The organism is Flavobacterium hydrocarbonoxydans (assembly GCF_009789235.1).
GTDB lineage: Bacteria > Bacteroidota > Bacteroidia > Flavobacteriales > Flavobacteriaceae > Flavobacterium > Flavobacterium hydrocarbonoxydans.
Genome location: NZ_WSTB01000009.1, coordinates 29093 through 54778, shown reverse-complemented (window position 1 = coordinate 54778; position 25686 = coordinate 29093). Strand labels below are relative to the sequence as shown.

19 protein-coding genes are annotated in these 25686 nt (G+C 33.2%); 7 read left to right on the top strand and 12 right to left on the bottom strand.

Annotation, left to right across the window (positions count from 1 at the left end; translation table 11 throughout):
• Positions 1 to 39 precede the first annotated feature (39 nt).
• The 5 genes from GON26_RS15560 (at position 40) to GON26_RS15540 (ending at position 6696) form a co-directional block, all read left to right on the top strand.
• Positions 40 to 2211 (top strand): S9 family peptidase, encoded by a 2172-nt coding sequence (locus GON26_RS15560; protein WP_160375700.1) that lies wholly within the window; start codon positions 40 to 42, stop codon positions 2209 to 2211.
• A gap of 38 nt (positions 2212 to 2249) precedes the next feature.
• A complete protein-coding gene (locus tag GON26_RS15555) occupies positions 2250 to 3926 on the top strand; it encodes a peptide MFS transporter (protein ID WP_160375699.1) in 1677 nt (558 codons plus the stop codon).
• An 86-nt stretch (positions 3927 to 4012) separates the two neighbouring features.
• On the top strand, positions 4013 to 5497 hold the full coding sequence (locus GON26_RS15550) for a peptide MFS transporter (RefSeq protein WP_160375698.1): 1485 nt from the start codon (positions 4013 to 4015) through the stop codon (positions 5495 to 5497).
• Between the two features lie 52 nt (positions 5498 to 5549).
• Positions 5550 to 6017 (top strand): thioredoxin family protein, encoded by a 468-nt coding sequence (locus tag GON26_RS15545; RefSeq protein ID WP_160375697.1) that lies wholly within the window; start codon positions 5550 to 5552, stop codon positions 6015 to 6017.
• Between the two features lie 223 nt (positions 6018 to 6240).
• Positions 6241 to 6696, top strand: a complete 456-nt coding sequence (locus GON26_RS15540) for a thioredoxin domain-containing protein (RefSeq protein ID WP_160375696.1) — start codon at positions 6241 to 6243, stop codon at positions 6694 to 6696.
• A gap of 20 nt (positions 6697 to 6716) precedes the next feature.
• On the opposite strand, the gene GON26_RS15535 is transcribed toward GON26_RS15540, so the two are convergent.
• The 5 genes from GON26_RS15535 to surE form a co-directional block, all read right to left on the bottom strand.
• Positions 6717 to 8750, bottom strand: a complete 2034-nt coding sequence (locus GON26_RS15535; protein ID WP_160375695.1) for a ComEC/Rec2 family competence protein — start codon at positions 8748 to 8750, stop codon at positions 6717 to 6719.
• A gap of 51 nt (positions 8751 to 8801) precedes the next feature.
• The gene (locus GON26_RS15530; RefSeq protein WP_160375694.1) at positions 8802 to 9287 is read right to left on the bottom strand and encodes a C40 family peptidase; all 486 of its coding nucleotides are present in this window, start codon (positions 9285 to 9287) and stop codon (positions 8802 to 8804) included.
• A gap of 12 nt (positions 9288 to 9299) precedes the next feature.
• Entirely contained in the window at positions 9300 to 10418 is a 1119-nt protein-coding gene (lpxB, locus tag GON26_RS15525) for a lipid-A-disaccharide synthase (protein ID WP_160375693.1), read from the bottom strand.
• A gap of 66 nt (positions 10419 to 10484) precedes the next feature.
• The gene (locus tag GON26_RS15520; protein ID WP_160375692.1) at positions 10485 to 10757 is read right to left on the bottom strand and encodes a hypothetical protein; all 273 of its coding nucleotides are present in this window, start codon (positions 10755 to 10757) and stop codon (positions 10485 to 10487) included.
• Entirely contained in the window at positions 10750 to 11529 is a 780-nt protein-coding gene (surE, locus tag GON26_RS15515) for a 5'/3'-nucleotidase SurE (RefSeq protein WP_160375691.1), read from the bottom strand. The genes GON26_RS15520 and surE overlap by 8 nt, the downstream gene beginning before the upstream one ends.
• 211 nt (positions 11530 to 11740) lie before the next feature.
• Here surE and GON26_RS15510 point away from each other — a divergent pair, with 211 nt between their 5' ends.
• Positions 11741 to 13924 (top strand): carboxy terminal-processing peptidase, encoded by a 2184-nt coding sequence (locus GON26_RS15510; RefSeq protein WP_160375837.1) that lies wholly within the window; start codon positions 11741 to 11743, stop codon positions 13922 to 13924.
• Between the two features lie 90 nt (positions 13925 to 14014).
• Complete coding sequence (locus tag GON26_RS15505; RefSeq protein WP_160375690.1) at positions 14015 to 14794, top strand: DNA/RNA non-specific endonuclease; 780 nt, start codon at positions 14015 to 14017, stop codon at positions 14792 to 14794.
• Here GON26_RS15505 and rpe read toward each other — a convergent pair.
• The 7 genes from rpe to GON26_RS15470 form a co-directional block, all read right to left on the bottom strand.
• Positions 14771 to 15433 carry a ribulose-phosphate 3-epimerase gene (rpe, locus tag GON26_RS15500; protein ID WP_160375689.1) on the bottom strand — a complete coding sequence of 221 codons (663 nt, stop codon included), beginning with the start codon at positions 15431 to 15433 and terminating at the stop codon, positions 14771 to 14773. The two genes, GON26_RS15505 and rpe, sit on opposite strands and share 24 nt — an antisense overlap.
• A 343-nt stretch (positions 15434 to 15776) precedes the next feature.
• Positions 15777 to 16640 carry a sigma-70 family RNA polymerase sigma factor gene (locus tag GON26_RS15495; RefSeq protein WP_007804760.1) on the bottom strand — a complete coding sequence of 288 codons (864 nt, stop codon included), beginning with the start codon at positions 16638 to 16640 and terminating at the stop codon, positions 15777 to 15779.
• 139 nt (positions 16641 to 16779) lie between these two features.
• Entirely contained in the window at positions 16780 to 18522 is a 1743-nt protein-coding gene (locus GON26_RS15490; RefSeq protein WP_160375688.1) for a hypothetical protein, read from the bottom strand.
• Positions 18510 to 19649 carry a DUF4249 domain-containing protein gene (locus GON26_RS15485; protein ID WP_230407949.1) on the bottom strand — a complete coding sequence of 380 codons (1140 nt, stop codon included), beginning with the start codon at positions 19647 to 19649 and terminating at the stop codon, positions 18510 to 18512. Before GON26_RS15485 ends, GON26_RS15490 begins: the two co-directional genes overlap by 13 nt.
• A 74-nt stretch (positions 19650 to 19723) precedes the next feature.
• Positions 19724 to 22513 (bottom strand): TonB-dependent receptor, encoded by a 2790-nt coding sequence (locus tag GON26_RS15480; protein ID WP_160375686.1) that lies wholly within the window; start codon positions 22511 to 22513, stop codon positions 19724 to 19726.
• A gap of 5 nt (positions 22514 to 22518) precedes the next feature.
• Positions 22519 to 23268, bottom strand: a complete 750-nt coding sequence (locus GON26_RS15475) for a hypothetical protein (RefSeq protein WP_160375685.1) — start codon at positions 23266 to 23268, stop codon at positions 22519 to 22521.
• 181 nt (positions 23269 to 23449) lie between these two features.
• A complete protein-coding gene (locus tag GON26_RS15470; RefSeq protein ID WP_160375684.1) occupies positions 23450 to 25585 on the bottom strand; it encodes a polyribonucleotide nucleotidyltransferase in 2136 nt (711 codons plus the stop codon).
• Positions 25586 to 25686 lie beyond the last annotated feature (101 nt).

Sequence of the window (25686 nt, the reverse complement as noted above, 5' to 3'; positions counted from 1 at the left end):
AGTAAAATTGGGCTCTTTTTTATATTTAAAATAATTCTAATGAATACAAGTAAAATTACTGTAATACTTTTATTTTTAGTTGCTACTGTTTTTGGGCAACAAAAAATTACTGTTGAAAATATTTATGGCGGAACATTTCGTGCAAAAGGAATGGATGCGCTTCAATCGTTAAAAAACACCAACCAATATACGGTGTTAAACGTTGATCAGGCAACTAGAAGTATGCAAATTGACCTTTATGATTTTGCAACACTTAAAAAAACTGCAAATTTAGTTGATTCTAAAAATCATAGCGAATTAGCAAACGGAATCGATAGTTACACTTTTGATGCTTCGGAAAAGCAAATTTTAATAGCTTGTAACTCCAATAAAATTTTCCGTCATTCGTTTACAGCAGATTATTTTTTATACGATATCGCTTCCAAAAAAATAACCAAGCTTTTTGATTTTCAGGTTCAGGAACCAACTTTTTCTCCTGATGGAACAAAAATCGCTTATGCTAAAGAAAATAATCTTTATGTGTACGATGTAGCTTCAAAGAAATCTACAGCAGTTACGACAGACGGAAAGAAAAATGCGGTCATCAACGGAATCACGGATTGGGTTTATGAAGAAGAGTTTGCTTTTGTTCGTGCGTTCGACTGGAGTAAAGACAGTAAAAAACTAGCTTACATTCGTTTTGACGAAAGCCAGGTTCCGGAATTTTCGATGTCAATCTTCAAAAAAGATTTATATCCAACAATCGAAACCTTCAAATATCCTAAAGCAGGAGAAAAAAACTCAGTAGTTTCTTTACATATATATGATGCGGCTGCAAATGCTACAAAAAAAGTAGGTTTAGATAATTATAATGATTTCTATATTGCAAGACTACAATGGACAAACGACAGCAATGTTTTGTCGGCTCAGGTTTTAAACCGCCATCAGGATAATCTTGATTTGTTGTTTATTGACGGGACAACTGCTGCTGCAAAAGTAGTTTTGAACGAAAAAGACAAAGCATACGTTGATGTTACTGATAACTTAACATTCTTAAAAGATAATAGTTTTATCTGGACTAGCGAAAAAGACGGTTTCAATCATATTTATGTGTATGACAAAACTGGAAAACTAAAAAATCAGGTTACAAAAGGAAACTGGGAAGTAACTTCTTACTACGGTTTTGATGAAAAATCTAAAACTATTTTCTTTCAGTCAACAGAAAATGGTTCTATCAACAGAGCGATCTATAGTATTGCTTTAGACGGAAAAAATAAAACAAGTTTGTCTAAAAATACAGGAACAAATGCGGCAACTTTCAGCCCTAATTTCCAATACTTCATTAACACTTATTCTAGCGCTACTCAGCCAACAACTTATACTTTAAACGAAGCAAAGTCTGGAAAAGAAGTAAAAGTTATCGAAAACAATCAGGCTTTAGCTGAAAAATTAAAAGCTTATAATTTACCTTCAAAAGAATTTTTTGTTTTAAAAACGGCTAAAGGAAATGAATTGAATGCCTGGATTTTAAAACCAAAAGATTTTGATCCTTCTAAAAAATATCCTGTTTTTATGTATCAGTATTCAGGGCCGGGATCACAGCAAGTAGCTAATCAGTGGATTAGTGCTAATGATTATTGGTTTCTTTCGCTTACACAACAAGGTTACATTGTAGCTTGTGTTGATGGTAGAGGAACAGGTTTTAAAGGTGCTGATTTCAAAAAAGTAACTCAAAAAGAATTAGGAAAATACGAAGTTGAAGATCAGATTGATGCTGCAAAAGTAATTGGTCAATATCCGTATGTTGATGCTTCAAGAATTGGAATCTTCGGTTGGAGTTATGGTGGTTTTATGGCTTCAAACTGTATTTTTCAGGGGAACGATGTTTTCAAAATGGCGATTGCGGTTGCTCCGGTAACGAACTGGCGTTTTTATGACAGTGTTTATACTGAAAGATATATGCAGACTCCACAGGAAAATGCTAGCGGATACGATCAAAACTCTCCAATAAATCACGTTGAAAAACTAAAAGGAAAGTTTTTATTGATTCACGGCTCGGCTGATGACAACGTACATGTGCAAAACTCTATGCAGATGATGGAAGCTTTAATTCAGGCTAATAAACAATTTGATTCTCAGATATATCCAGATAAAGATCACGGAATTTACGGCGGTAAAACGAGAATTCAGCTTTATAATAAAATGACTAACTTTATCAAAGAAAATCTATAAAACAACTTTAAATTAACCTTAATTAAATAACATATAATATGGAAGAAACTCAGGTAAAAACGGCGCATCCAAAAGGATTGTGGGTATTGTTTGGAACGGAGATGTGGGAGCGATTCAATTTTTATGGAATGCGAGCTTTGTTGACTTTATTTCTTGTGAATTCATTATTGATGAAAGAAGAAGAAGCTTCATTGATTTACGGAGGTTTTTTGGGTCTTTGTTATTTGACTCCAATGTTAGGAGGTTTTGTAGCCGATCGTTTTTTAGGTAACAGAAACTGTATCCTGCTGGGAGGATTATTAATGGCTATTGGGCAATTATTATTGTTTACCAGTGGAAGTATTTTTGAAGGAAATCAGGATTTAGCCAGAATTATTATGTATTGCGGTTTGGGAGTTATTGTTTTTGGTAATGGATTCTTCAAGCCAAATATTTCTAGTATGGTAGGAAGTTTGTATCCGAAACAAGAAAAAACAAAACTAGATTCTGCTTTTACTATTTTTTACATGGGTATTAATATCGGAGCTTTTCTGGGGCAGTCTATTTGTCCGCTTTTAGGAGATGTTAAGGATGCTACTGGTTTTAGAGATGTACATGCTTTTAAATGGGGATTTTTAGCAGCGTCTATCGCAATGCTTTTAGGAACAATTCTTTTTTACTTCTTGAAAAATAAATATGTGGTTACGCCAGAAGGAAGACCATTAGGAGGTTTGCCGTCTAAAAACGTAGCCGAAGATTTTGAAGAAGGTGAAGCACAAAAAGCAAACTTTTCTCAAAAAGCTTTAATTGGGGCTGGAATTGCGTTTTTAGGATTAGGAGCTATTATTCACTTTGTTTTCGGTCAAAACTTAATTTATACTTTAATCTATGCAAGTGGTTTGGCTTTAGCCGGATTAATCATTTCTGATTCTTCTTTGACAAAAGTAGAAAGAGATAGAATTATTGTGATTTATATTGTTTCGTTCTTTATTATTTTCTTCTGGGCGGCTTTTGAGCAAGCAGGTTCATCGTTGACTTTTATTGCCGATAACCAAACGGATAGAAATTTCTTTGGTTTCCTGATGCCAGCTTCGATGGTTCAGATTTTCAACGGAATGTTTGTGGTAATTTTAGCGGTTCCTTTTAGTATTCTTTGGGATACGTTAAGAGCAAAAGGAAAAGAACCAATTTCGCCAGTAAAATTAGCAGTAGGGTTGGTTGTGATTTCTATAAGTTTCTTCATGATTGCAACGCAGGTTTCTTACATTGGAACTTCAGGATTGTTGTTAGTAAAATGGCTTATTTTATTATATTTCTTAAATACTTGTGCTGAATTGTGTTTGTCGCCAATTGGTTTATCATTGGTAGGAAAATTATCTCCAAAACGTTTTGCTTCTTTATTATACGGTGTATTCTTTTTATCAAATGCTTCAGGTTACGCTTTAGGTGGAACTCTAGGTTCTATCTTGCCTGCAACGGGGGATAAATTTGTAAAAGCAAAAGAATTAGGTATCGACTTACAAGCTGTTTTAGATAAAACGATCACACCATCTGCAGCACAATTAGAGCTGTTGGCCAAAAATCAAATTACGGATCATTATCCGGTTTTCGCAGGATTCACAATTCACAATCTATACGAATTCTTTATGGTTTTTGTGGTGCTAACGGGTCTTGCGGCAGTTGTGTTGTTTGCATTAACTCCATTCTTGAAAAAAATGATGCACGGTGTTAGATAATTATTAAAATAAAAATTACTTAAAACATCATCTTTTGGATTTAGCTAAAAGATGATGTTTTTTATTTATACTTAAACAAGTTTATAATGGAACATACTATAAGTTTAGAACAAATACAAAATTTCAAAGGCAAGTACCCAAAGCAATTGTGGCATTTGTTTTTTGTTGAAATGTGGGAACGTTTTTGCTTCTACGGAATGCGCGGTGTGCTTACTTTTTTTATGGTAGATCAGCTTTTTTTAAAAGATGAACAGGCCAATCTGCAATATGGAGCCATTCAGGCTTTTGTATATGCCTTTACTTTTATCGGAGGGATTTTTGCCGATAAGGTTCTGGGTTTCAGGAAATCTTTGTTCTTTGGTGGAATCGTTATGATTCTCGGGAATCTTCTGATTGCTTTTTCGCCACAGGAAATGTTTTATTACGGAATCGCTTTTTCAATCATCGGAACAGGTTTTTTTAAGCCAAATGTTTCTTCGATGGTGGGAGAATTATACCATGAAAGCGACGGACGCCGCGATGCAGGTTACGGAATGTTTTATGCCGGAATCAATGTTGGTGGGCTTTTAGGAGGTGCTTTGTGTATTTATTTAGGTAAATATTATTCCTGGCAGCTTTGTTTTCTATCAGCTGCGGTGGTAATGTTTTTGGGTTTAATTACCTTTTTATATACTAAAAAACATTTGGGTCCAATTGGTGATTCTCCATTATTGAATTTAGATACCAAAAAGAGAACTATCAGGGAAATTGCGGTGTATGTAATCTCGTTATTGAGTATTCCGTTTATTTTTATAATGGTAAAAAACACGGATTATACCGATTATTTCATGTACACAATTGGAATAATTGCAGTATTGTATTTTACTTACGAATTGATAAAATTGGGTGATACAGGTTTGCAGAAGAAGCTTTTTGCAGCATTTCTTTTTGTCTTTTTCTATCTTTTATTCAATGCTATTTATGAACAGAGTGGCGGTTCGTTATCGCTTTTTGCAAAAGATAACCTGAGTAATCAATTATTGTCTTTTACAATTGATCCTAATATCGTTAACAATAGTTCGAATACCTTTTTCGTAGTGGTTTTCAGTCCGCTTGTTGGGTTATTGTGGCTTTGGCTGGCAAAACGAAAATTAGAGCCTAATACCCTGATTAAATTCGGAATAGGATTTTTGTTCTTAGGAGCTTCATTTTATGTTTTTTATCTAACGAAATTCTTTGCTAACTCTGAAGGAATTGCTTCTTTGAATGTTTTTACCTTTGCTTACTTGGTAACAACGCTTGGAGAACTTTGTCTGGGACCAATCGGAATGTCTATTATTACCAAATTATCTCCAAAAAGATTATTCGGAATGATGATGGGATTGTGGTTTCTGGCTAGTGCTTTCGGGCAGTTATTTGCAGGTAAGTTAGGAGCTGAAATTTCAAGATCTAATACTGGAGATAGCCTGCTTTCGAAGCTGCAGTCTTATACAGAAGGATATTATCAACTGGCAATATATTCGCTTGTTGCGGGAGTAATTTTGATTGCTATTTCTCCTATTATTAAAAAATTAATGCAAGAAGTAAAATAGACGACATATTTGAATTATGTTTTTGTTTAAATTTGTTAAAAAATTAAAGACCATGAAAAAAACATTTTTGATTTTGCTATTATTAGTTGGTGCTTTTACAGCGCAGTCTCAGGAACTAAAATGGTACACCGATGTAAAAGAGGCAATCACTATAAGTAATAAAGAAAAAAAACCATTACTGATGTTTTTTACCGGAAGCGACTGGTGTGGCTGGTGTATTCGTTTACAAAATGAAGTTTTAAAAACTCCGGAATTTACAAAATGGGCAGCTGATAATGTGGTTTTGGTAGAATTAGATTATCCAAGAAGGGTAGCTCAGACTCCGGAAATTAAAAATCAAAATGCTGAATTGCAGCAGGCTTTTGGAATTCAGGGTTTTCCGACTATCTTCTTTACAAGTGCTGAAACTGTTGAAGGAAGGGTAAATTTTAAAGGCTTAGGTCAGACAGGATATGTGGCCGGAGGGCCAAATGCCTGGCTTGCAGTGGCTAATGGTATTGTGAAGCAAAGCAAAATATAAAAGAGTATAAAATATAAATTGAGGTCTCCTTATGCGAAAGTATAAGGAGATTTTTTTTGGTTCATTAGTAAGAAAATTTTTCAGGTGTATTTTGTGTAATTATTATTTTATCAGTTTTTTATGTTTAAAAAAACACATAATATATTTTTTATATTAAATAAAGTTGCACAATTAAAATATAATGTTAATTTAGTCGTGCTAATCTAACCAAAACCAATTTAATATGACTAAAAAATTACTTATCCTACTGTTTTTTTTAGGCTCTTTTTTCATGCATTCACAAAACTTAGTTTGGAGAACAAATATGACGGATGCTATTGCTATAAGCAATGAGCTAAGAAAGCCTATGTTGATTTTTTTCACTGCCTCAGGTGTACCGGAAAATTTACAAAACGAAGTATTTAAAACACCCGACTTTGCTGTCTGGTCAAGAGATAATGTCGTTTTGGTTAAACTTGATCTTTCTGACATTAATGCTTCAGAGAGTGATAAAGAACAAAATGTAAGGCTTAAGAACGCTTTTGGTGTAGAAGAATTGCCAGAAGTTTGTTTTGCCAGCGCTTCTATCAGAAAAAACAAAACCACATTTAGCGCGCTAGGAAAACTAGGCTATAAATCCGGAGGAGCTAAGTCCTGGATAGCACAATCAAATTCAATTTTGCACCCAAGCGAAGAATAAGTTTTTAAAACAATCACAGTTTAGTTACATTTATAATATCCCTTTTCACTTGTTGCGTGAAAAGGGATATTCTTTTTCAGGCAGGTCGTTTTCCAATATTTTAGACAGGAATAATTATTAGAAGCATCCGCAATAATTATTTTGGGATGAAGATTTTGTAATGCCCGTTCTAAATTTATTTTTGGAGATTGTGTAAGAAGCAAAATATCAGGCTCAATTTGTTTTGGATAAATACCTGAACTATCCATGATATATATTTTTTTGCCATTGAAGAATAATAAGTTTTTAAGCTTTTTTATTGAATTTACGGTTGCTGAGTTGGCTGTCAGGTAAGGATTTATGGTATAGTTTTGTAAGCGTTCGTCTAGTTTTTCATTTGTAATAAAGATAACTTTGTGTCCCGTTCTTTCAGCGAGTATTGTTTTCTTTTTTTGGTTAAAAACAATAAATTCATGTTTTTGGTTGATTTCTTTTTGATTAAAAATAAAAGCAATTTGCAGGAGTATGATCGACACAAAAAAGGCTGTTAGTTTGTTGTAATCTGGTTTTTTGAGCGAAATAATGGTTGAAATAATCAGGAGGTAAAAAGCAATTAAATAATAAAAATGAAAGCTAATGTTTCGAATTACAAAGGATTCAAAAGAGGCTACAAAATGAATGGTTTGGTTTAAAAAATAAATACTTTTTTCGAAAAGCCAAATTAAAAATGCTGGATTAGCATCAAAAACAGCCAATAGCACTACTACAATTCCTGTAAACATTATAAAGGATAAGAGCGGCAGAATGATAATATTGGTTACAAAAAATAAACCTGGAAACTGATGAAAATAATAGAGGCAAAGAGGCAAAGTCCCTATTTGAGCTGCAAAAGACACTGTTAGAGCATTCCATAGATTGGTTAAGACCCAATTTTTAGGAGTCCAGATTTTTTTTAATAAAGGCTGTAGCCAAAGAATAAAAAATAAGGCTAAATAACTTAGCTGAAAACCAACATCGAATAAAAAATACGGTTCAAAAAGCAGAATAAGAAACATGGAAACAAATAACGTATGAAAACTATTTTTGCTTCTAAGAAGATGATTTCCGATGGCAAGAAAGGAAAACATTACAACTGATCGTAAAACGGATGGTGATAAACCGGACAGAATTGCAAAAGTGATTAGAGAACTTAGAATGGTAATTAATTTTAGTAAAGACCCCTTTCTATTATTCGGAACAGGCTTTAAAACAAACATAATAAATGCCATTATAAAACCCACATGCAGCCCGGAAACAGAGAGAATATGGGTTGCTCCTGAATATTGATAATCTCTAATTATTTCATTTGAAATTTCTTGTCTTTGACCTAAAATCAACGCCAGGGCAACATTCATTTCAGTTGGACTAAAATGTTTTTTTTCAAGATTCTGAATAATTCTATTATGTAAAAGCGCAGTGTAATACCAAATATCTTTCTGGATAGTTTTGTTAATTTCTATTTCAGCTTTTTCAGCGTAGATTTGGGCGTAAATTTGCTTGTCTGTCAGGTATTTGCCATAGTCAAACTGGTTTGGATTTTTCGGAGAATTGTGAGGAATCAATATGGTTTTTAAACGAATGGTATTTCCTATAATTACCTTTTTTTGAGTGCTGTCTTTTTGAATGTTCAATATGATTTTCCCGGAATAAACGTTGTTATTGACTTTTTTTACTAACGCCGTATAACGTTCGTTGTACTCATTGCTTTTAAGTTTTTCGCGTAAAGTAAGCGTTATAAATTGTGGCTTCTGAAAAGCTGTTTTACAATGAATATAATTTGATTCCTGCATAGAATCTGTGTGAAAAAGCAAGGTGGTTGCCCCAATAAAAAATGCAGTTGAGTATGTAGAAATGCAGAAATAAAGGTTGATGTGTTTATTTTTTTTAATAGAAAAATATAAAAAAGCCAAAGCAAATATCGAAACAAGTAGCGCAGTTGTTGCAACAGGAATGGACGGTTTTAGATAATAAGAACCTATAACGCCTAAGACGAAAAAAAGGTTGATTTTGATCAAAGGGAAATCTAATACTTTCATGAATTTAAAAGTATTAAAAAAATTGTAAGAAATAATTTATTTTATTGAAAATTATTCCAGAATTCGATTAATTTGTACAAAAGAGTTTTGATAATATTTTTCTTTGGTCGAAGAAATAATAACCCCTTTTGAAGTAGAGGAATGTACAAATTTTATTTCATCAGATTTGACTTCGGTAATAAGGCCAACATGATTGATTTGCTTACTTTTATTGGTTTTAAAAAAAATTAAATCTCCTTTTTGGGCATCATCATAAGCAATAATTTTTCCAATTTTTGATTGCTCAAAAGAACTTCGGGGTAGTTGTATGTTTTCAGATTCGAAAGTAGTGAATACCAGTCCGGAACAATCGTACCCGCTTTTGGTGGTTCCTCCGGCTTTGTACCGAATGCCAATTTTATCTGTTGCGGTTTCAATTAAATTATTTACAATGTATTTGTTTTCGCGTTTTGATTCTTTTTTGCTTACTACAGAAGAACTTGATTTACAGGATGTAAATGCAATAATAATTAGCAGACAAAAGAGTGTTTTTTTCAAAACGATACAGGTTTAATTTGTTTTTAAATCGGCTACAATAAGCTTGGCTGTTTTTTTACTGGCACCAGAACCACCCAGTTTTTGCTCTAAAATATCATAATTCTGCAAAAGTGTTTCACGATAGGTTGGTTCCAGTAATTTTTGCAATTCTTCTTTGATACGTTTGGTATTGCAATCATCCTGAATCAATTCGGTAACGACTTCCTGATCCATTATCAAATTTACCAGCGAAATATATTTTAATGTTATAATGCGTTTCGCAATTTGGTAAGAAGCCCAGCTTCCTTTGTAGCAAACGACTTCGGGAACTTTAAAAAGGGCTGTTTCCAGTGTTGCTGTTCCGGAAGTGACCAATGCCGCTTTTGCTGAACGAAGCAAATCATACGTTTTATTCGAAATAAATTGGATGTTTTTATTAGTTATAAACTGTTGATAAAACTCGAAATCCTGACTTGGCGCACCGGCAATTACAAATTGATATTCCTTAAAATCATCTACAACACTTAGCATTACACTTAACATTTTAGTGATTTCTTGTTTGCGGCTTCCCGGTAAAACAGCAATTATAGGTTTGTCGCTCAGTTGATTTTCTTTTCTAAAAATGGCTTCATCAAACGCAGGTTGATTTTGAATCGCATCAATCAAAGGATGCCCCACAAAGTCAACAGGGTAGTGGTGTTTGTCTTCGTAAAAACTTTTTTCAAAAGGCAAAATCACAAACATTTTATCAATATCCTGTTTGATGGCTGTGATTCTGTTTTCTTTCCAGGCCCAGATTTGTGGCGAAATGTAATAATGTGTTTTATAATGCAACTCTTTGGCCCATTTGGCAATACGCATATTAAAACCTGGATAATCTATAAAAATTAATACATCAGGATTGAAGGCGGTGATGTCTTTTTTGCAAAATGTAATATTATTGAGAATGGTTTTTAGATTAAAAATCACTTCAACAAATCCCATAAAAGCCAATTCACGATAGTGTTTTACTAAAGTGCCTCCGGTTTTTTGCATCAAATCTCCTCCCCAAAAACGAATTTCGGCATCAGGATCTTCCTTGTAAAGTTCCTTCATTAAATTAGATCCGTGTAAATCACCAGATGCTTCGCCAGCTATGATATAATATTTCATATTGATTTTTTTGATGGTATCTCTCAATTGTTGACTTCGATTGAAAAGATAAGGCAAAGATAAGATTTAAATAAATAAAGTTGAAATAGCTAAAATTATCACGGCCAAAATAACCCCGCGTGCCATAAATTCCTTATTTCTGTTTAATAAAATTGTAAAAACCACAAGATCCAGAATTGTGCCCAGCGTGATTACCTTTCCTAAATAACCGTTGGCTTTTATGGTTTTTATTCCGGTAAAAAAATCAAAATCGGTAAAAAAGGTTATAAATAGATAACTTCCTAAAAATGAAGTCAAAATCCCAATAATAAAACCAATAAGAATGTCTTTTTTATTCATTTAAATTCCAGGTGTTAAGTTGTTGTATGGTATGATGTGCTGTTAAGTCATACTGAACGGGAACGACTGATATATAGCCATTTTCCAAAGCCCACTCGTCGGTATCTTCGCCTTTATCCTGATTAACAAAATCACCTGTAAGCCAGTAATAATCTCTTCCGGACGGAGTTTGTCTTTTATCAAATTTTTGTGAATAATAAGCTTTCGCCTGACGACAAATTTTGATTCCTTTAATGTCTTTTTCTTTTAGTTTTGGAAAATTAACGTTTAAAATAACACCTTCCGGGAGTTTGTTTTCTAATGTTTCTAAAGCAATTTTTTTTACAAAAGATTTAATAGGTTCAAAATCAGCATTCCAGTCGAAATCTAATAAAGAAAATCCGATAGCAGGAATTCCTTCGATTCCGGCTTCGACAGCTGCACTCATAGTACCGGAATAAATCACGTTTATAGAAGAGTTTGATCCGTGGTTAATGCCTGAAACGCATAAGTCTGGTTTTCTTTTTAAGATTTCATTTACGGCCAGTTTTACACAATCAACGGGAGTTCCGGAACAGGTATATTCAATAATGGTATCGTTTTCTTTAGAAATTTTATCCAGATACAAGGTATTATTAATGGTTATGGCGTGCCCCATCGCACTTTGAGGTTTGTCAGGAGCCACTACTATAATATCGCCAATTGTTGCCATAACACTTATTAAAGCTCTTATTCCCGGTGCTGTAATACCGTCGTCATTGGTAACTAAAATCAGTGGTTTTTTATTTTTCATAGGAGATAATAAAGGTTTTTTTGTAAAAAATAAATTAAAAAGAACAAATGTAGTGACAGATTTTATTAGAATAGTAACAATTAAAACAAAATTTGTAAACTTAGCATTCGAAGATTTTTATGCGTCAAACATTTTCATATCTTTAACAAAAAATTATGGCAAACTTGTCTTTGATGGCACAGTTTTTACCGTAACTTACACACAAAAATTGATGAATGCTATTATTGAATTTATGAAAAGAAATTATAAAATACTCATAGCCGTATTATGCTTATCAGTCACCCTTTTTGCATTTAAACTAAATGCAGACCGAACTGTTGATCCGGACCCGAATAAAGATAAAATGCTTTTAGAATTGCTGGCTTTTGTTATTGAAAAAGGACATTACAGCCCGGCAGATGTAAACGATGAATTTTCAAAAGGTGTTTTTAAAGATTATATTGAAGCATTAGATCCTTCAAAACGATTCTTTCTTCAGTCGGATATTGATGAGTTTAAACAGTACGAATTGATGCTTGACGATCAGTTCGTAAATAAAGATTTAACGTTCTTTAATCTTACGTATGCAAGGTTAATGAAGCGTATGGAAGAAAGCAAAAAACGCTATAAAGTTATTTTGGCTCAACCATTCAACTATGATGTTGATGAAACTTTTAATGCTGATTATGAGCATATCCCGTATGCAAAAACACCAGCTGAACAGAACGAAAAGTGGAGAAAACAAATTAAATTATCGACACTTTCATCACTTGTTACCAAACAAAAAGTAGAAGAAGATAAAAAGAAAGCAGATCCTGCCTACACTATGAAATCTTTTGAAACGCTTGAAAAAGAAACACGTGAAAGCTCTCTGAAATCATTAGATGATAATTTTGGAATTGTTAAGGATTTGAATAAAAGTGATTGGTTTTCTGTTTATGTAAACTCAATTATGTCAAGATTTGATCCGCATACAAGTTATTTTGCACCGGAAGAAAAAGATCGTTTTGATGTGAATATCAGCGGAAAACTAGAAGGTATTGGAGCACGATTGGTGAAGAAAAATGATTTTACACAAATTGACGAATTGATTTCAGGAGGGCCAGCCTGGAAAGGAAAGCAGCTGGAAGCTGGAGATTTGATTTTGAAAGTAGGTCAGGGAAATACAGAGCCGGTTGATGTTGTAGGAATGCGATTGGATGATGTTGTTAAAAAAATCAAAGGGCATAAAGGAACCGAGGTTAAACTGACGGTTAAAAAAGTTGATGGAAGTATCAAAGTTATTTCGATTATCAGAGACGTTGTTGAAATCGAAGAAACCTATGCTAAATCAAGTATTGTAGAGAAAAACGGATTGAAATACGGGGTGATTTATTTGCCTAAATTTTATATCGATTTTGAAAACAAAGATTCCAGAGATGCCGGAAAAGATATTGCCCTTGAAGTTGAAAGACTGAAAAAAGAAGGGATCAACGGAATTATTCTGGATGTAAGAGATGATGGTGGAGGTTCTTTGTCAACTGTAGTTGATATTGCAGGGTTATTTATCGAAGAAGGTCCAATCGTGCAAATTAAATCTGCAGGAAAAAAGAAAGAAGTTTTATACGATAAAGATAAAAAAATCGAGTGGGACGGACCATTAGTAATTATGGTGAACAGTTTCTCAGCTTCGGCTTCAGAGATTTTGGCGGCCGCTATTCAGGATTATAAACGAGGAATTATTATTGGTAGTAAACAAACGTATGGTAAAGGAACGGTGCAAAATGTAATCGACCTTAATCAATTTGTTCGAAATACCGAATTTGGAGATTTAGGAGCTTTAAAAACGACTACTCAAAAGTTTTACAGAATTAACGGAGGATCAACTCAGTTAGAAGGAGTTCGTAGCGATATCGTGATGCCGGATCGTTATGCTTACTTAAAAATGGGTGAGCGTGATATTGATAATGCTATGCCGTGGGATAAAATTGATCAGGCGGATTACAGTACATGGAATAGTAATACTAAATTCAATCAGGCGATTGCCAATAGTAAAATGAGAATTGCACAAAATCAACAATTTAAATTAATTGAAGAGAATGCAAGATGGATTGATGTAAAAAGCAAAGAAAACACCTATAGCTTGAATATTAAAAGCTTTAAAGCTACTCAGACTGAAGTTGAGAACGAAGGAAAAAAATACAAACCAATTACAGATTACAAAAATAATTTGGTTTTTAAATCATTGCCTTATGAACAAACAGAAATGGTAAACGATCCTGTTCTAAAAGAAAAAAGAGAAATGTGGCATGAAGCTTTATCTAAAGATATTTATGTTGAAGAAGCTTTAAATGTTTTAGATGATTTGCAGGCTAAAGAATTAGTGAGAAAGCCTATTTCAACAAAAATGAAAAAAGACAAGTTGGCTAAATCATAGTTTTCAAAAAAACATATTTGGTATTTAATACAAAAACGCTCCATAATTTTTATATTTATGGAGCGTTTTAATTTTAGGTAAATTGAGGTTATGAAGTATAAATGGATTTTATTGTTGGTAGGTTTAAGCTTAATTTCCTGTAAAAAAGAGGAGAGTAGCAAAGCAGAAATTTCAGAAACAAAGAGCACTTTTTTTGTTGAGAAAAATGACGTTCTGGTTTCGTATTCTGGAAATTACTTGCCAACTTCCACCACAAGTCAAATTGTAAAACATGATTATTACACGCTTTCCTATAACGAAAAATTTGAACAGGCAGAATGGGTTGCTTATGAATTAAAAACTGCATATTTAAAAAACAACGATTTTAAAAGACCTTATTTTATTGAAGACCCAAAAGTAACTACGGGCTCTGCTGATTGGCGTAATTACAAAAAATCAGGTTATGATAAAGGGCATCTTTGTCCTGCCGGAGACATGGAGTTTAGTAAAAAGGCTTATGATGATACTTTTTATACTTCTAATATTTCGCCTCAGGAACATCGGTTTAATAGCGGTATCTGGAATAGAATTGAAGGGAAAGTGCGTTATTGGGCAGGAAAATACAATGGTGTTTATGTTGTAACGGGTGGAGTTCTGAAAGATTCGGATAAAAAAATAGGAACAGAAGAAGTTGCTGTTCCTAAATATTTTTATAAAATTGTTTTGTCTAAATCAGGAAAGGAGCACAAAGCAATTGCTTTTTTAGTCCCTCACAAAGAAAGTGATAAATCAATTTACGATTACGTAGTACCTATTGAAACTATCGAAAAAATGACCGGTATCGATTTTTTTCCTATTTTGAAAAACTTAAAAAGCAGTAAGGATTTTTAAATCTGAAATAGTTTGACTTGGGTTTTCTGCTTTGAAAACAAAGCTTCCTGCAACCAATACATCTGCGCCTGCTTCTACTAGTTGTTTTGCGTTTTTATTGGTAACGCCACCATCAATTTCTATAAGTGTTGAAGCATTTTTACGAGTGATTAATGCTTTTAGTTTTTTTACTTTACCATAAGTGTTTTCGATAAACGACTGACCTCCAAAACCAGGATTGACACTCATAATACAAACCAGGTCAATATCATTGATTACATCTTCTAGTAAATCAATATTCGTGTGTGGATTAATGGCAACTCCTGCTTTCATTCCTTCAGCTTTTATGGCCTGTAAAGTTCTGTGCAAATGATTACATGCTTCATAGTGTACAGTTAAATTATTTGCTCCTAAATCTGCAAAGGTTTTAATGTAGCGATCCGGATCAATAATCATCAAATGAACATCGATTGTTTTGTTGGCATGTTTTGAAATAGCTTCTAAAACGGGCATTCCAAAAGAAATATTTGGAACAAAAACACCGTCCATAATATCGATATGAAACCAATCGGCCTGACTGTTATTAATCATTTCGATGTCGCGTTGTAAATTCGCAAAATCAGCTGCAAGTACAGAAGGAGCTATAAGTGTATTCTTCATTGTGTAGTTAGTGTGTTGTTTTTACAAAGGTAATTTTTAGTTAGTTTAAAATGAAATTTTATTTTCTAACCATTAAGAGATTAAGAAAATAAAGCTCAAAGTATGATTTTTTTTGTTTTTTTATAAGCTGAATTATTCTTTCTTAATTTAACTTAATATCTTAATGGTTTAAAACAAATAAAAAACTCCGGTAATCAGCCGGAGTTTCAATCATCAATCAAAAAACGAACAGTCAATCAAACTGTTGTTTGCTATAAAATCCAATATTATAGAAAATTATATAAAATTCCAAATTCCAACAATTAAATTGGAATTTGGGTTCTAAGATATTGGAATTTGGGTTTTACCCAAGATATGTTTTTAAGATTTTACTTCTAGAAGTATGTTTTAATCTGCGGATTGCTTTTTCTTTAATCTGACGTACACGCTCACGAGTCAGGTCGAAAGTTTCTCCTATTTCTTCAAGAGTCATTGGGTGCTGATCACCAAGCCCAAAATACAAACGAACAACATCTGCCTCTCTTGGAGTTAATGTTTCTAAAGAACGCTCTATTTCAGTACGTAAAGATTCGTGAATTAATTCTCTGTCAGGATTTGGAGACTCACCAGAACGTAATACGTCATAAAGGTTAGAATCTTCTCCTTCTACAAGAGGTGCATCCATTGATAAGTGACGACCAGAGTTTTTCATAGACTCTTTTACATCATTTACGGTCATGTCAAGTTCTTTTGCAATTTCCTCAGCAGATGGCGGACGCTCGTTAGATTGCTCTAATAATGCGTACATCTTGTTGATTTTATTGATAGAACCAATTTTGTTTAATGGTAAACGAACGATACGTGATTGCTCTGCCAAAGCCTGAAGAATCGATTGACGAATCCACCAAACTGCATAAGAGATAAATTTGAAACCACGAGTTTCATCAAAACGTTGAGCCGCTTTAATCAATCCTAAGTTTCCTTCGTTAATTAAATCAGGAAGTGTTAATCCTTGATTTTGATATTGTTTTGCCACAGATACTACGAAACGCAGGTTGGCTTTTGTTAATTTTTCTAAAGCTCTTTGATCACCGGCTTTTATTCTTTGTGCTAACTCTACCTCTTCATCAGCGGTAATCAGGTCAACTTTTCCAATTTCTTGAAGGTATTTGTCTAGCGATGCAGTTTCACGATTCGTTACCTGCTTGGTGATTTTAAGTTGTCTCATGTTGTTGTCTCCTCATTTTTTAAAGTGTACAAATGGTTATACGTAATGAGTCTGGAAAAAGTTACAAAAGTTTTGAAAAAAAATAAAAATTCCCGTTTCACAATAAAATGAAACGGGAATTTTTATAGGAATAAAGATTTTAATTTGCTGATGAATCTTTTACTTCGAAAGTTTCTTTTAATGAAATTGGAGTACCATTTTTTGCAAAACCTTCCAGTTTTATTTCAAATGTACCTGAAACATCGGAGGTATAAAAAGTATTGTTACTATCGTTATTTAGTTTAACATCCGGATTCCAGAATAACTGATTTCTAAAATCTGGAATACTTTCATAATCAATTGGATTGGTATAGTCGATTCTATTGTATATTTTTTTAGGCTGTGGTCTTAAAATTGTCGTTTTTATGATTGAACTGCCATTTTGTGTACTTTTAAAATCTTTATCAAATGTGGTAAAACTTACTAATCCGTTAAATGATTTTGGGCCCAAAGTGTATCGGCCTACAATGATTTCTATCTTGTAAATATTTTTCATGCTGTAGTTAAACAGTTCATTTTGGTTTTCTAAATATAAACCATCAACTAATACCAAAGCGGGCTCAGGTAATTGAGGAAAAACATTTGGATCAGTTACATGTAAGTAATATTTACCGTTATTTTGTTTGGAATAGGCTTCTGTAGCTACCTCAGTTATGGTTTCTCTTAACGTTTTAAATCTAGTAAAATCATCTAAAATGTATTCTTTTGCAACTGGATAATAAAAAGATTCCAAAGTAGCAGGCTTAGTAATGTTGTCTGCTTTTTTGTGGTAGTAAGCATTTTCAATCTGACTTGAAACAGATCGGTCTAAAATATTTTCTTTAATAGAAAAAGGTAAATTATAATTTGGGTTGAAGGATAATTTCGAATAATCTATTTCAGATAAATTGTTTAAGGTAAGAGTGTAATTGTTAGATTGATTTTCAATTATCTGAACGGTAATTTCTGAATTATAATACGCTTTGTCAATATTGAAAATGAAATTTCCACCAGCATCTGTTTTTACAACTTTGAAAGCAAATGATTTTCCAGGTAATGAAAAAGCAATCAATAAATTATCGACTTTGTCAGTATTGTTTTTTGCTGTTACTTTTCCGGATATAATTTCACCACGAAGTTCCGGAAGCTGTGTTTTCTGACTTTGTAAATCAAGAATAGTATTATATGATTTTGAAGTAAAATCAGTTGCCGAAATTTGATTTTTAACAGTTAATCCATCTACTTTTCTAACGGATAAGGAATAATTACCATCTTCAAAAATTTTATCTAAAGCTTCAATTTTTAAATCGACAAACTCACGATTTGTGAATGCCTTTTTGTTAAGCTTAAGGCTTAAATTTCCTGATGAAATATTATTTAACGTGCTGTTTGTGCTATTATTTACAGATTGAAAATTGATATTAGTATTTGAACTTCCGGCAGAAGCTAATTCGTTGGCTTTGTAAGGATTGATTATAGTAATGTCTATTTCAAAAAAACCAGACTCAGTATTGTTTAACATCCAGTTCGTAAAACCAACTAGTTTGTAATTTCCTGTTTTTAAGGTTGTAGGTATAAAATAATCCCCTTGCCCTTTACTGTTTTCAAGGAATATTTTGTTTTTGAAAACTGATTTTCTATCACTGTCCACGAGTTCTACGTAAGCGACTTTGCTAATATGGCTTGGTGTTTTGTCAGACGATTTTAGGCAATAAATTTTATACAATAAAGTTTCTCCGGATACAATCGTTGTTGTATTGGTGTGAATGAATACCGTTTCGTCCAAAGCAACGGTTTGTTGTGCACTGATTATTTGTATATTGATAAATACAAATACTATTATAAAGTGTTTTAGTCTATCCAAAATGAAGGTTTTATGTTAGATGAAAATGATGTACAGTCTCCGCATTCTACAGGTACAGTGTAATAGTAAGAACTTTCTATATTATAAGAATAGGTTACGGTATTTGCACTTATATTGTCAATTAATGCTTTACCACGACACGGAATAGGCATACTAAATCCAAAACAATATTTATATTCTTCGTCAGTACAATCTGTATAATATGGAGGAATAGGTTCACCAGGAAATAGGTCTTTATAATTAAAAAATATTCGTTTTGATGAAAATGATGATACCTCGAAAAAGCCTATTGCTTTTTCACTGGAATTAGAAATGCATTTTATATTTCCATCTAAAAAACCAGGCTGTTTAGGTGATAATACACTAGCAGAGCTTGATATTTCTTTCATAGTCTTGCGAAATGTATAGGATTCCAGGTTTTGAACATATTGTTTTACTAAAATACTATAACGATGAGTAATGATATAGTTTTGATCACTAATAAAACGTACCTGATAATTTACTCGGTCTTCTTGCAGGTTTGTAGTATTTGTTAATAGGATCTCATTAGAAGTTTTTGTGGCATAACATATTCTGGTATCAGTTGAATTTGGCTCTAGAGCAACTGATTGTGGTCCGGTTACGACAAGTTTTTCTCCACGCCATTTAGGAGCAATAATTTTATAAGTTTCGTCGTATTCATATCGGTAATATTTTGAAGTGTTAGTAGGGTCATAGCTATTCACTTTAATTTGCACACCTCTTCCTTCTTTACTGTCAGTTACAACAGTTGGTACTATACTTTCTATTTCGTTTGGGGTTGTTAAAGTCTGCTCATTAGACTGATATACTTTACCATCTTTTGTTTTTATTTCTAATGAGTAAATTTTGTTTGGTTCGGCTCTAAACGCTGATTCAGCAATATAAATTCCGTCTTTTTCTTCAAAAGAAAATATTTCACCTGCATTTGATTTTACAACTACACTCGCTCCGATTTCTATCGCTATTCCGTCATCTTCTAATCTTGCTGTTTTAGAAAGTTTAATTTCGTGTTTTTTCAGTTCGTTTGTTATGGTGGCTTCAACTACAAGGGCTTCTTCATAGGTATTGGATTGTAATACATATGTTTCGGTACAACTATTAAGCATAAATACCAATAGTAGCAGAAGGGTTATTTTATTTAGGATTAATGTTTTCATGATTTTTGAATCCATTTAAGGTATTAAAATTTAAAATTGTAAGTAATACTAGGAACAGGAATAGAAAAGATAGAGGTTTTTTGGCCTTTAATTTTTCCGCTTTGATCGGTTACAAAGAATATTGAATAAGGGTTGTTTCGGCCTAAAACATTATAAACAGAAATGTTCCAGAAACTGTGCGCTAATTTTTTTATTTTATGATTTCCTTCAATATTGATTCCGATGTCTAAACGAACATAATCCGGAATTCGGTACTTGTTGCGATCGCTGTAAAGTGTATATTCGGCTCCACCATAATTGTATGTTCCAATAGGGAAGGTGATAGGTCTTCCTGTCTGATACAAAAAGTTAGTTGACAAGCTGTAACGTTTTGTAAATTTATAATTTAAAACGGCACTTAAATCATGAGGCTTGTCAAAATTTGAAGCGAAATATTTTCCCTCGTTTACTTTTTCTTCGCTAAACTCTCCGTTTAATTTTATAAGCGAGCGTGAATAGGTATAGCCAATCCAGCCGTTTAATTTTCCAATTTGTTTTTTTAATAACAATTCGATTCCGTAAGCTTTTCCTTCACCTTGCAAAAGTTCGGTTTCAACATTTTCGTTTAATAATAATTGAGCACCCACTTTGTAGTCAAGGATATTTTTAGACTTTTTATAATACCCCTCCAGACTAATTTCATATTCATCATCGTTTAAGTTTTTATAAAGTCCTAAAGAAATTTGCTGAGCACTTTGAGGTCTTACATTAGTGTCGGAAAGTTTCCAGGTATCTGTAGGCGATTGGGTAACATTATTAGATAAAAGATGTATGTATTGTCTTGTCATGTCATAGCCCGCTTTTATCGAGAAATCTTCGGCAAAAAAGTAACGGGCTGCAAGACGGGGTTCGATTCCTCCGTATGTTTTTACAACTTCATTATTTTTATACTGTTTGGTATCGATAATGGTTGCATCGTTTAGCGGAAGACCGTCTTCATAAATATTGACATTGGCTTCGCCTAATGAAGCAAAATAAGAGTATCGCAAACCTAAGTCAATCAGTAATTTATCGCTTAATTTGTAGCTGTCTGAAAGGTATAAAGCAGATTCTAAGGCTTTTTCCTTTGCGATATCGGTAGCTACTAAAGTGGCTTCTGGATTCGTGGGGTGTTGATAGCCTGGAGAGATGTTGTATAATTTGCTGGCTATTCCGTAAGAAATAGTATGTTTTTTATTAAGCAAATAATTCATTTTTAATTGTAATTGTGATTCATCTATTTTGTATCCAAAATCAAAAGAATTGATGTCATCCGAATCATAATCAATATTAAATTTGTATTCGCTGTTAGTAAAAATCAAAGCACCTTTATTTTTTTCATTGAAAGTATGATCCCATTTTACAGATGCAAGTCGATTACTGTACTTGTATAAGGAGTCAGAGCTAATACTAAAACGGTCATGGCTATAATATAAAGTTGCCTCTAAATTGTTATTTTTATTAATGGCATTGTTGTATTTCAGGATCCCATCATAAAATCCTGCTTCACTATTTTTTAGATTTTCATCATCTAATGATTTTAAAATCCAGTCAGAGTAGGTGGCTCTTGCTCCAAAAAGAACACTGGATTTACCTTTTTGAATCGGAAGTCCAAAACTTAAATTTGATGTTACAGGGCCTACAGCGCCTTCTCCTGAAAATTTTTCAGGATTACCGTTTTTGGTTGTAATGTCAAACACAGATGATAATCTTCCTCCAAAATCTGCCGGAATACTTCCTTTATAAATATCGGCTTTTTTTGCTGTATATGGATTGATTGCAGAGAAAAAGCCTAAAAAGTGTTGCGGATTATAAAGAACAGCATTGTCTAAAAGTATCAGGTTTTGATCTTCCTTACCGCCTCTGACATTAAATCCTGCAGATCCTTCACCGGTTGTTTTTATTCCCGGAAAAGTTGTTGCCACTTTTAGGATATCTCTTTCACCAAGTATTAAAGGAATGTTTTTGATACCTTCAATATCAATAGAAACCAATCCTGAAATAACCGTTTCGGTAGTTCTTTGACCTTTCTTTTTAATTACGACTTCGTCTAGTTGATTTGATTTTTCGTTGATATTTACGTCAAAACTTCCATCATCATAAACCATTAAAGTTTTGGTAACGTCTTTATGACTTAATGATTTTATTTCAATCACATTTATTCCTCTCGGAAGCTGTAGTGTGTAAAGCCCGTCTGGATCCGTTGAAGTGCTGATATTTTTGTTTTTTACTTTAATAAAAATATTTGCTTCAGGTTTTCCTGTTTCCTCATTTTTGATGTACCCGGAAACCGTATAATTTTTCTTAACAGCCTCCTTGTTTTCTTTTCCAATAAAGATTACAGAAGCTTTTTTGGTTACGCTGTAGCTGTTTAAAGAGTCGTATTGCTGATAAAAAACGGGATTTTCTGATGAATTTTGCGACCCATTATTTTGAGTCTCAGGTGGTGCGTCTGCAAAATAATTTGCTGGCAAATCAGTATGTATGGTACTGTTAAGGGTTAAAACCACTTTTTTATTAAGAATGATAAAATTCAAATCCGTTTTGTTTAAAACTTTATCCAATAATTCATCAAGTGTTATGTTGCTGTAATTTCCTGATATTAAATTTTTATGGGCATTAATCCAGGTTGGATCAAAATAAAATTTATGAGAAGATTTAGTTTCAATATCTTTAATAACACTCAGTAAGGTAGCATTTTTAAATTCAATAGATATTTTTTCTTTTGAATCCTGGGCAAATGTAAAATGACTTGAAAGTAATAATAGGATTAGGGCTAGTATAATTTTTTTCATTAATCTTATTTGGTTTGATTTGAAAGAGAGTTGCTAATGTATGTCATTAAATTTTTGGTAAATTGGTCAAAATCAGCTTTTTTAATTACTTTGTTCATTACATAAAACTCATTGATTTGTTTTTTTTGCTCAGGGAATATTTTTATGACATCTGATTTATTACTAATGGGATATAGCTTTTTTTGATAGTCTATATAATAACTATTGTGTTCTTTATACTGATAAAATATACCGTCCTCCTTAATTTTCTTTTGAATATTTTTTTGATGTTTGATATATAAGAACAGATTGTCTTTGTATTCATTGATTTCATAATAACCCGTAGAAAATTCAGGTAATGTGTACTGTTCTTTTTCTATTTTAATAAAATTTTTATTGTAAATAGAGAAGGATGTAACTTTTCTTTTAGTTAGATTAATCCCTATTACTTCTGAAGCTCCTTCGGGATTTAAGATTATTTCATCTCTGTAGATATCATATTTAAGATTGGTGTTATGATAGATTTGTCCATCATATACAACACTACCTTTGGAAAATTCATCCTCAACAAGATACATATTAGTGTTGCTGTCTATCGTTTTATAAGGATTGATATGGGGAACACCGTTGTTGATGTCTAGGTTTTCTTTACCTACACTATTGTCATACCAGTTATAAATTGTTTTTTCTTGGGAAGTTTGTGCTTCGGAAGTGTAAATGTTTACATAAAATCCAAATAAGAAAAGAATTATGTATTTTTTTTGATAATTTTTCAAAGGAATCGTGGTTTTGATGGTTTTTTGTCTTGGTGATTCAAAAGTATTAAAAAAAAGTTACAAATATCACTCGAAATTGTTAAAGTGTGGGATAAATTTGAAGGTTTAAAACGAAAAACCCCAATTCTCCTTAAAGAATTGGGGTTTTCTATGAATAAACCTTTAGTAAACTAAGATCTGATTACTCTTTTTTCTCCTCACGTGGAGGTCTTTGCAAAAGTGCTTTTCTTGACACTTTTTCTTTTTTAGTTTTTGGGTCAACTCCTAAGTATTTCACTTCAAAAACATCTCCCATATTTACAACATCAGTCACGTTTTCAGTACGTTCCCAGGCTAATTCAGATACGTGTAATAAAACTTCGTTTCCAGGTGCAGCAGTATATTCTACTACAGCTCCAAAATCTAACATTTTGATTACTTTCACTTCGTAAGCTTCACCCATTTGAGGTTTGAAAGTGATCGATTTAATTTTAGCCAATACTGCCTCAATTCCAGCAGGATCAGTTCCAAGAATTTCAATAACTCCTTCTTCGTTTACTTCGTTGATAACGATTGTTGTTCCGGTAGCTTTTTGTAATTCCTGAATTACTTTTCCACCAGGTCCAATCAATGCTCCAATAAAGTTTCCAGGAATAGTTCTGGTGATGATTTTTGGAGAATGTGCTTTAACATCTGCTCTTGGAGCAGCAATAGTTTCAGTTAATTTTCCTAAAATGTGTAAACGTCCTTCACGAGCTTGCCCTAAAGCCTGCTCCATAATGTCATAACGTAAACCATCAATTTTGATATCCATTTGACAAGCAGTAATTCCGTCAGCAGTTCCTGTTACTTTAAAGTCCATATCTCCTAAGTGATCTTCGTCACCTAAAATATCAGACAATACAGCAAATTTCTCACCGTCAGTAATCAATCCCATAGCAATACCAGAAACTGGTTTTACCATTTGAACTCCAGCATCCATCAAAGCCATTGTTCCGGCACACACTGTTGCCATAGAAGAAGAACCATTAGATTCTAAAACTTCAGAAACAATACGAATTGTATAAGGACAATCTGCAGGAATCATGTTTTTTAAAGCTCTTTGAGCCAAGTTTCCGTGACCAACTTCTCTTCTTGAAGTTCCTCTTAGAGGTTTTGCTTCACCAGTTGAGAAAGGAGGGAAGTTATAATGTAAATAGAATTTCTCTTCACCTTGTTCTGATGGAGAATCTATTTGGTTTGCTTCTCTTGAAGTTCCCAGAGTTACAGTTGCCAAAGCCTGAGTTTCTCCACGTGTAAACAATGAAGATCCGTGAACTCTTGGTAAATAATCAATTTCACACCAGATTGGTCTGATGTCTGTAGTTTTTCTACCATCCAAACGAACACCTAATTCTAACACTACGTTACGAACAGCTTCTTTGTTTGTTTTGTAAAAATATTTAGAAACCAAATCTCCGTCAGCAGCTAATTCTTCTTCAGTAAATAAAGCTTTTACTTCTTCTTTTACTTCAGCAAATGCAGCAGTTCTTTCGTGTTTAGCCGATCCAACTTTTGCAATAGCATAAATTTTATCGTAAGCTGCAGCTTTTACTTTTTTGTAAATTTCTTCGTTTTCTTTCTCACCTTCGTAAGTACGGATTTCTTTTTTACCAAAAGCAGCTTGTAAACGCAATTGCGCCTGAATTTGTACTTTAATAGCTTCGTGAGCAAATTTGATAGCTTCTACCATTTCTGCTTCCGAGATTTCTTTCATCTCACCTTCAACCATCGCTACAGAATCCATAGAAGCTCCAATCATCATGTCGATGTCTGATTTTTCTAATTCGGTTCTGCTTGGGTTGATTACAAATTTTCCGTCGATACGTGCAACACGTACTTCAGAAATTAAGTTGTAAAAAGGAATATCTGAAACAGCCAATGCTGCAGAGGCAGCTAAACCAGCTAATGCATCAGGCATAACTTCTTCGTCATGAGACATTAACTGAATCATAACTTGTGTTTCAGCATGGTAATCGTCTGGGAAAAGCGGACGTAAAACACGGTCAACTAATCTCATAGTTAATACTTCGCTATCGCTAGGACGAGCTTCTCTCTTGAAGAAACCTCCAGGGAAACGACCTGCTGCTGCAAATTTTTCGCGGTAATCTACCGTTAATGGTAAAAAATCCACCGCTGGGTTAGCGCTACGTGCAGATACTGCTGTTGCCAATATCATCGTGTCGCCCATTCTTACTACTACAGAACCATCAGCTTGTTTAGCTAAACGTCCTGTCTCGATTGTGATGCTTCTGCCATCACCTAAATCGATACTTTCTACAAATAATTGTGGAATCATAAATTTTTTCCTTATTGGTTATACAATGGGTTTTAGTTGTGTTGTAGTTGTTGTGTGTGTAGTTGTTGTTTCTAAAACCCAATGAAAAACCAAACTTTTTT

Excerpts from the sequence above, each read along its gene's own strand:
- GON26_RS15560 (WP_160375700.1), top strand. The coding sequence starts at position 40 with ATGAATACAAGTAAAATTACTGTAATACTTTTATTTTTAGTTGCTACT.
- GON26_RS15555 (WP_160375699.1), top strand. The coding sequence starts at position 2,250 with ATGGAAGAAACTCAGGTAAAAACGGCGCATCCAAAAGGATTGTGGGTA.
- GON26_RS15550 (WP_160375698.1), top strand. The coding sequence starts at position 4,013 with ATGGAACATACTATAAGTTTAGAACAAATACAAAATTTCAAAGGCAAG.
- GON26_RS15545 (WP_160375697.1), top strand. The coding sequence starts at position 5,550 with ATGAAAAAAACATTTTTGATTTTGCTATTATTAGTTGGTGCTTTTACA.
- GON26_RS15540 (WP_160375696.1), top strand. The coding sequence starts at position 6,241 with ATGACTAAAAAATTACTTATCCTACTGTTTTTTTTAGGCTCTTTTTTC.
- GON26_RS15535 (WP_160375695.1), bottom strand. The coding sequence starts at position 8,750 with ATGAAAGTATTAGATTTCCCTTTGATCAAAATCAACCTTTTTTTCGTC.
- lpxB (WP_160375693.1), bottom strand. The coding sequence starts at position 10,418 with ATGAAATATTATATCATAGCTGGCGAAGCATCTGGTGATTTACACGGA.
- GON26_RS15520 (WP_160375692.1), bottom strand. The coding sequence starts at position 10,757 with ATGAATAAAAAAGACATTCTTATTGGTTTTATTATTGGGATTTTGACT.
- surE (WP_160375691.1), bottom strand. The coding sequence starts at position 11,529 with ATGAAAAATAAAAAACCACTGATTTTAGTTACCAATGACGACGGTATT.
- GON26_RS15510 (WP_160375837.1), top strand. The coding sequence starts at position 11,741 with ATGAATGCTATTATTGAATTTATGAAAAGAAATTATAAAATACTCATA.
- GON26_RS15505 (WP_160375690.1), top strand. The coding sequence starts at position 14,015 with ATGAAGTATAAATGGATTTTATTGTTGGTAGGTTTAAGCTTAATTTCC.
- rpe (WP_160375689.1), bottom strand. The coding sequence starts at position 15,433 with ATGAAGAATACACTTATAGCTCCTTCTGTACTTGCAGCTGATTTTGCG.
- GON26_RS15495 (WP_007804760.1), bottom strand. The coding sequence starts at position 16,640 with ATGAGACAACTTAAAATCACCAAGCAGGTAACGAATCGTGAAACTGCA.
- GON26_RS15485 (WP_230407949.1), bottom strand. The coding sequence starts at position 19,649 with ATGCTTAATAGTTGTACCGAAACATATGTATTACAATCCAATACCTAT.
- GON26_RS15480 (WP_160375686.1), bottom strand. The coding sequence starts at position 22,513 with ATGAAAAAAATTATACTAGCCCTAATCCTATTATTACTTTCAAGTCAT.
- GON26_RS15470 (WP_160375684.1), bottom strand. The coding sequence starts at position 25,585 with ATGATTCCACAATTATTTGTAGAAAGTATCGATTTAGGTGATGGCAGA.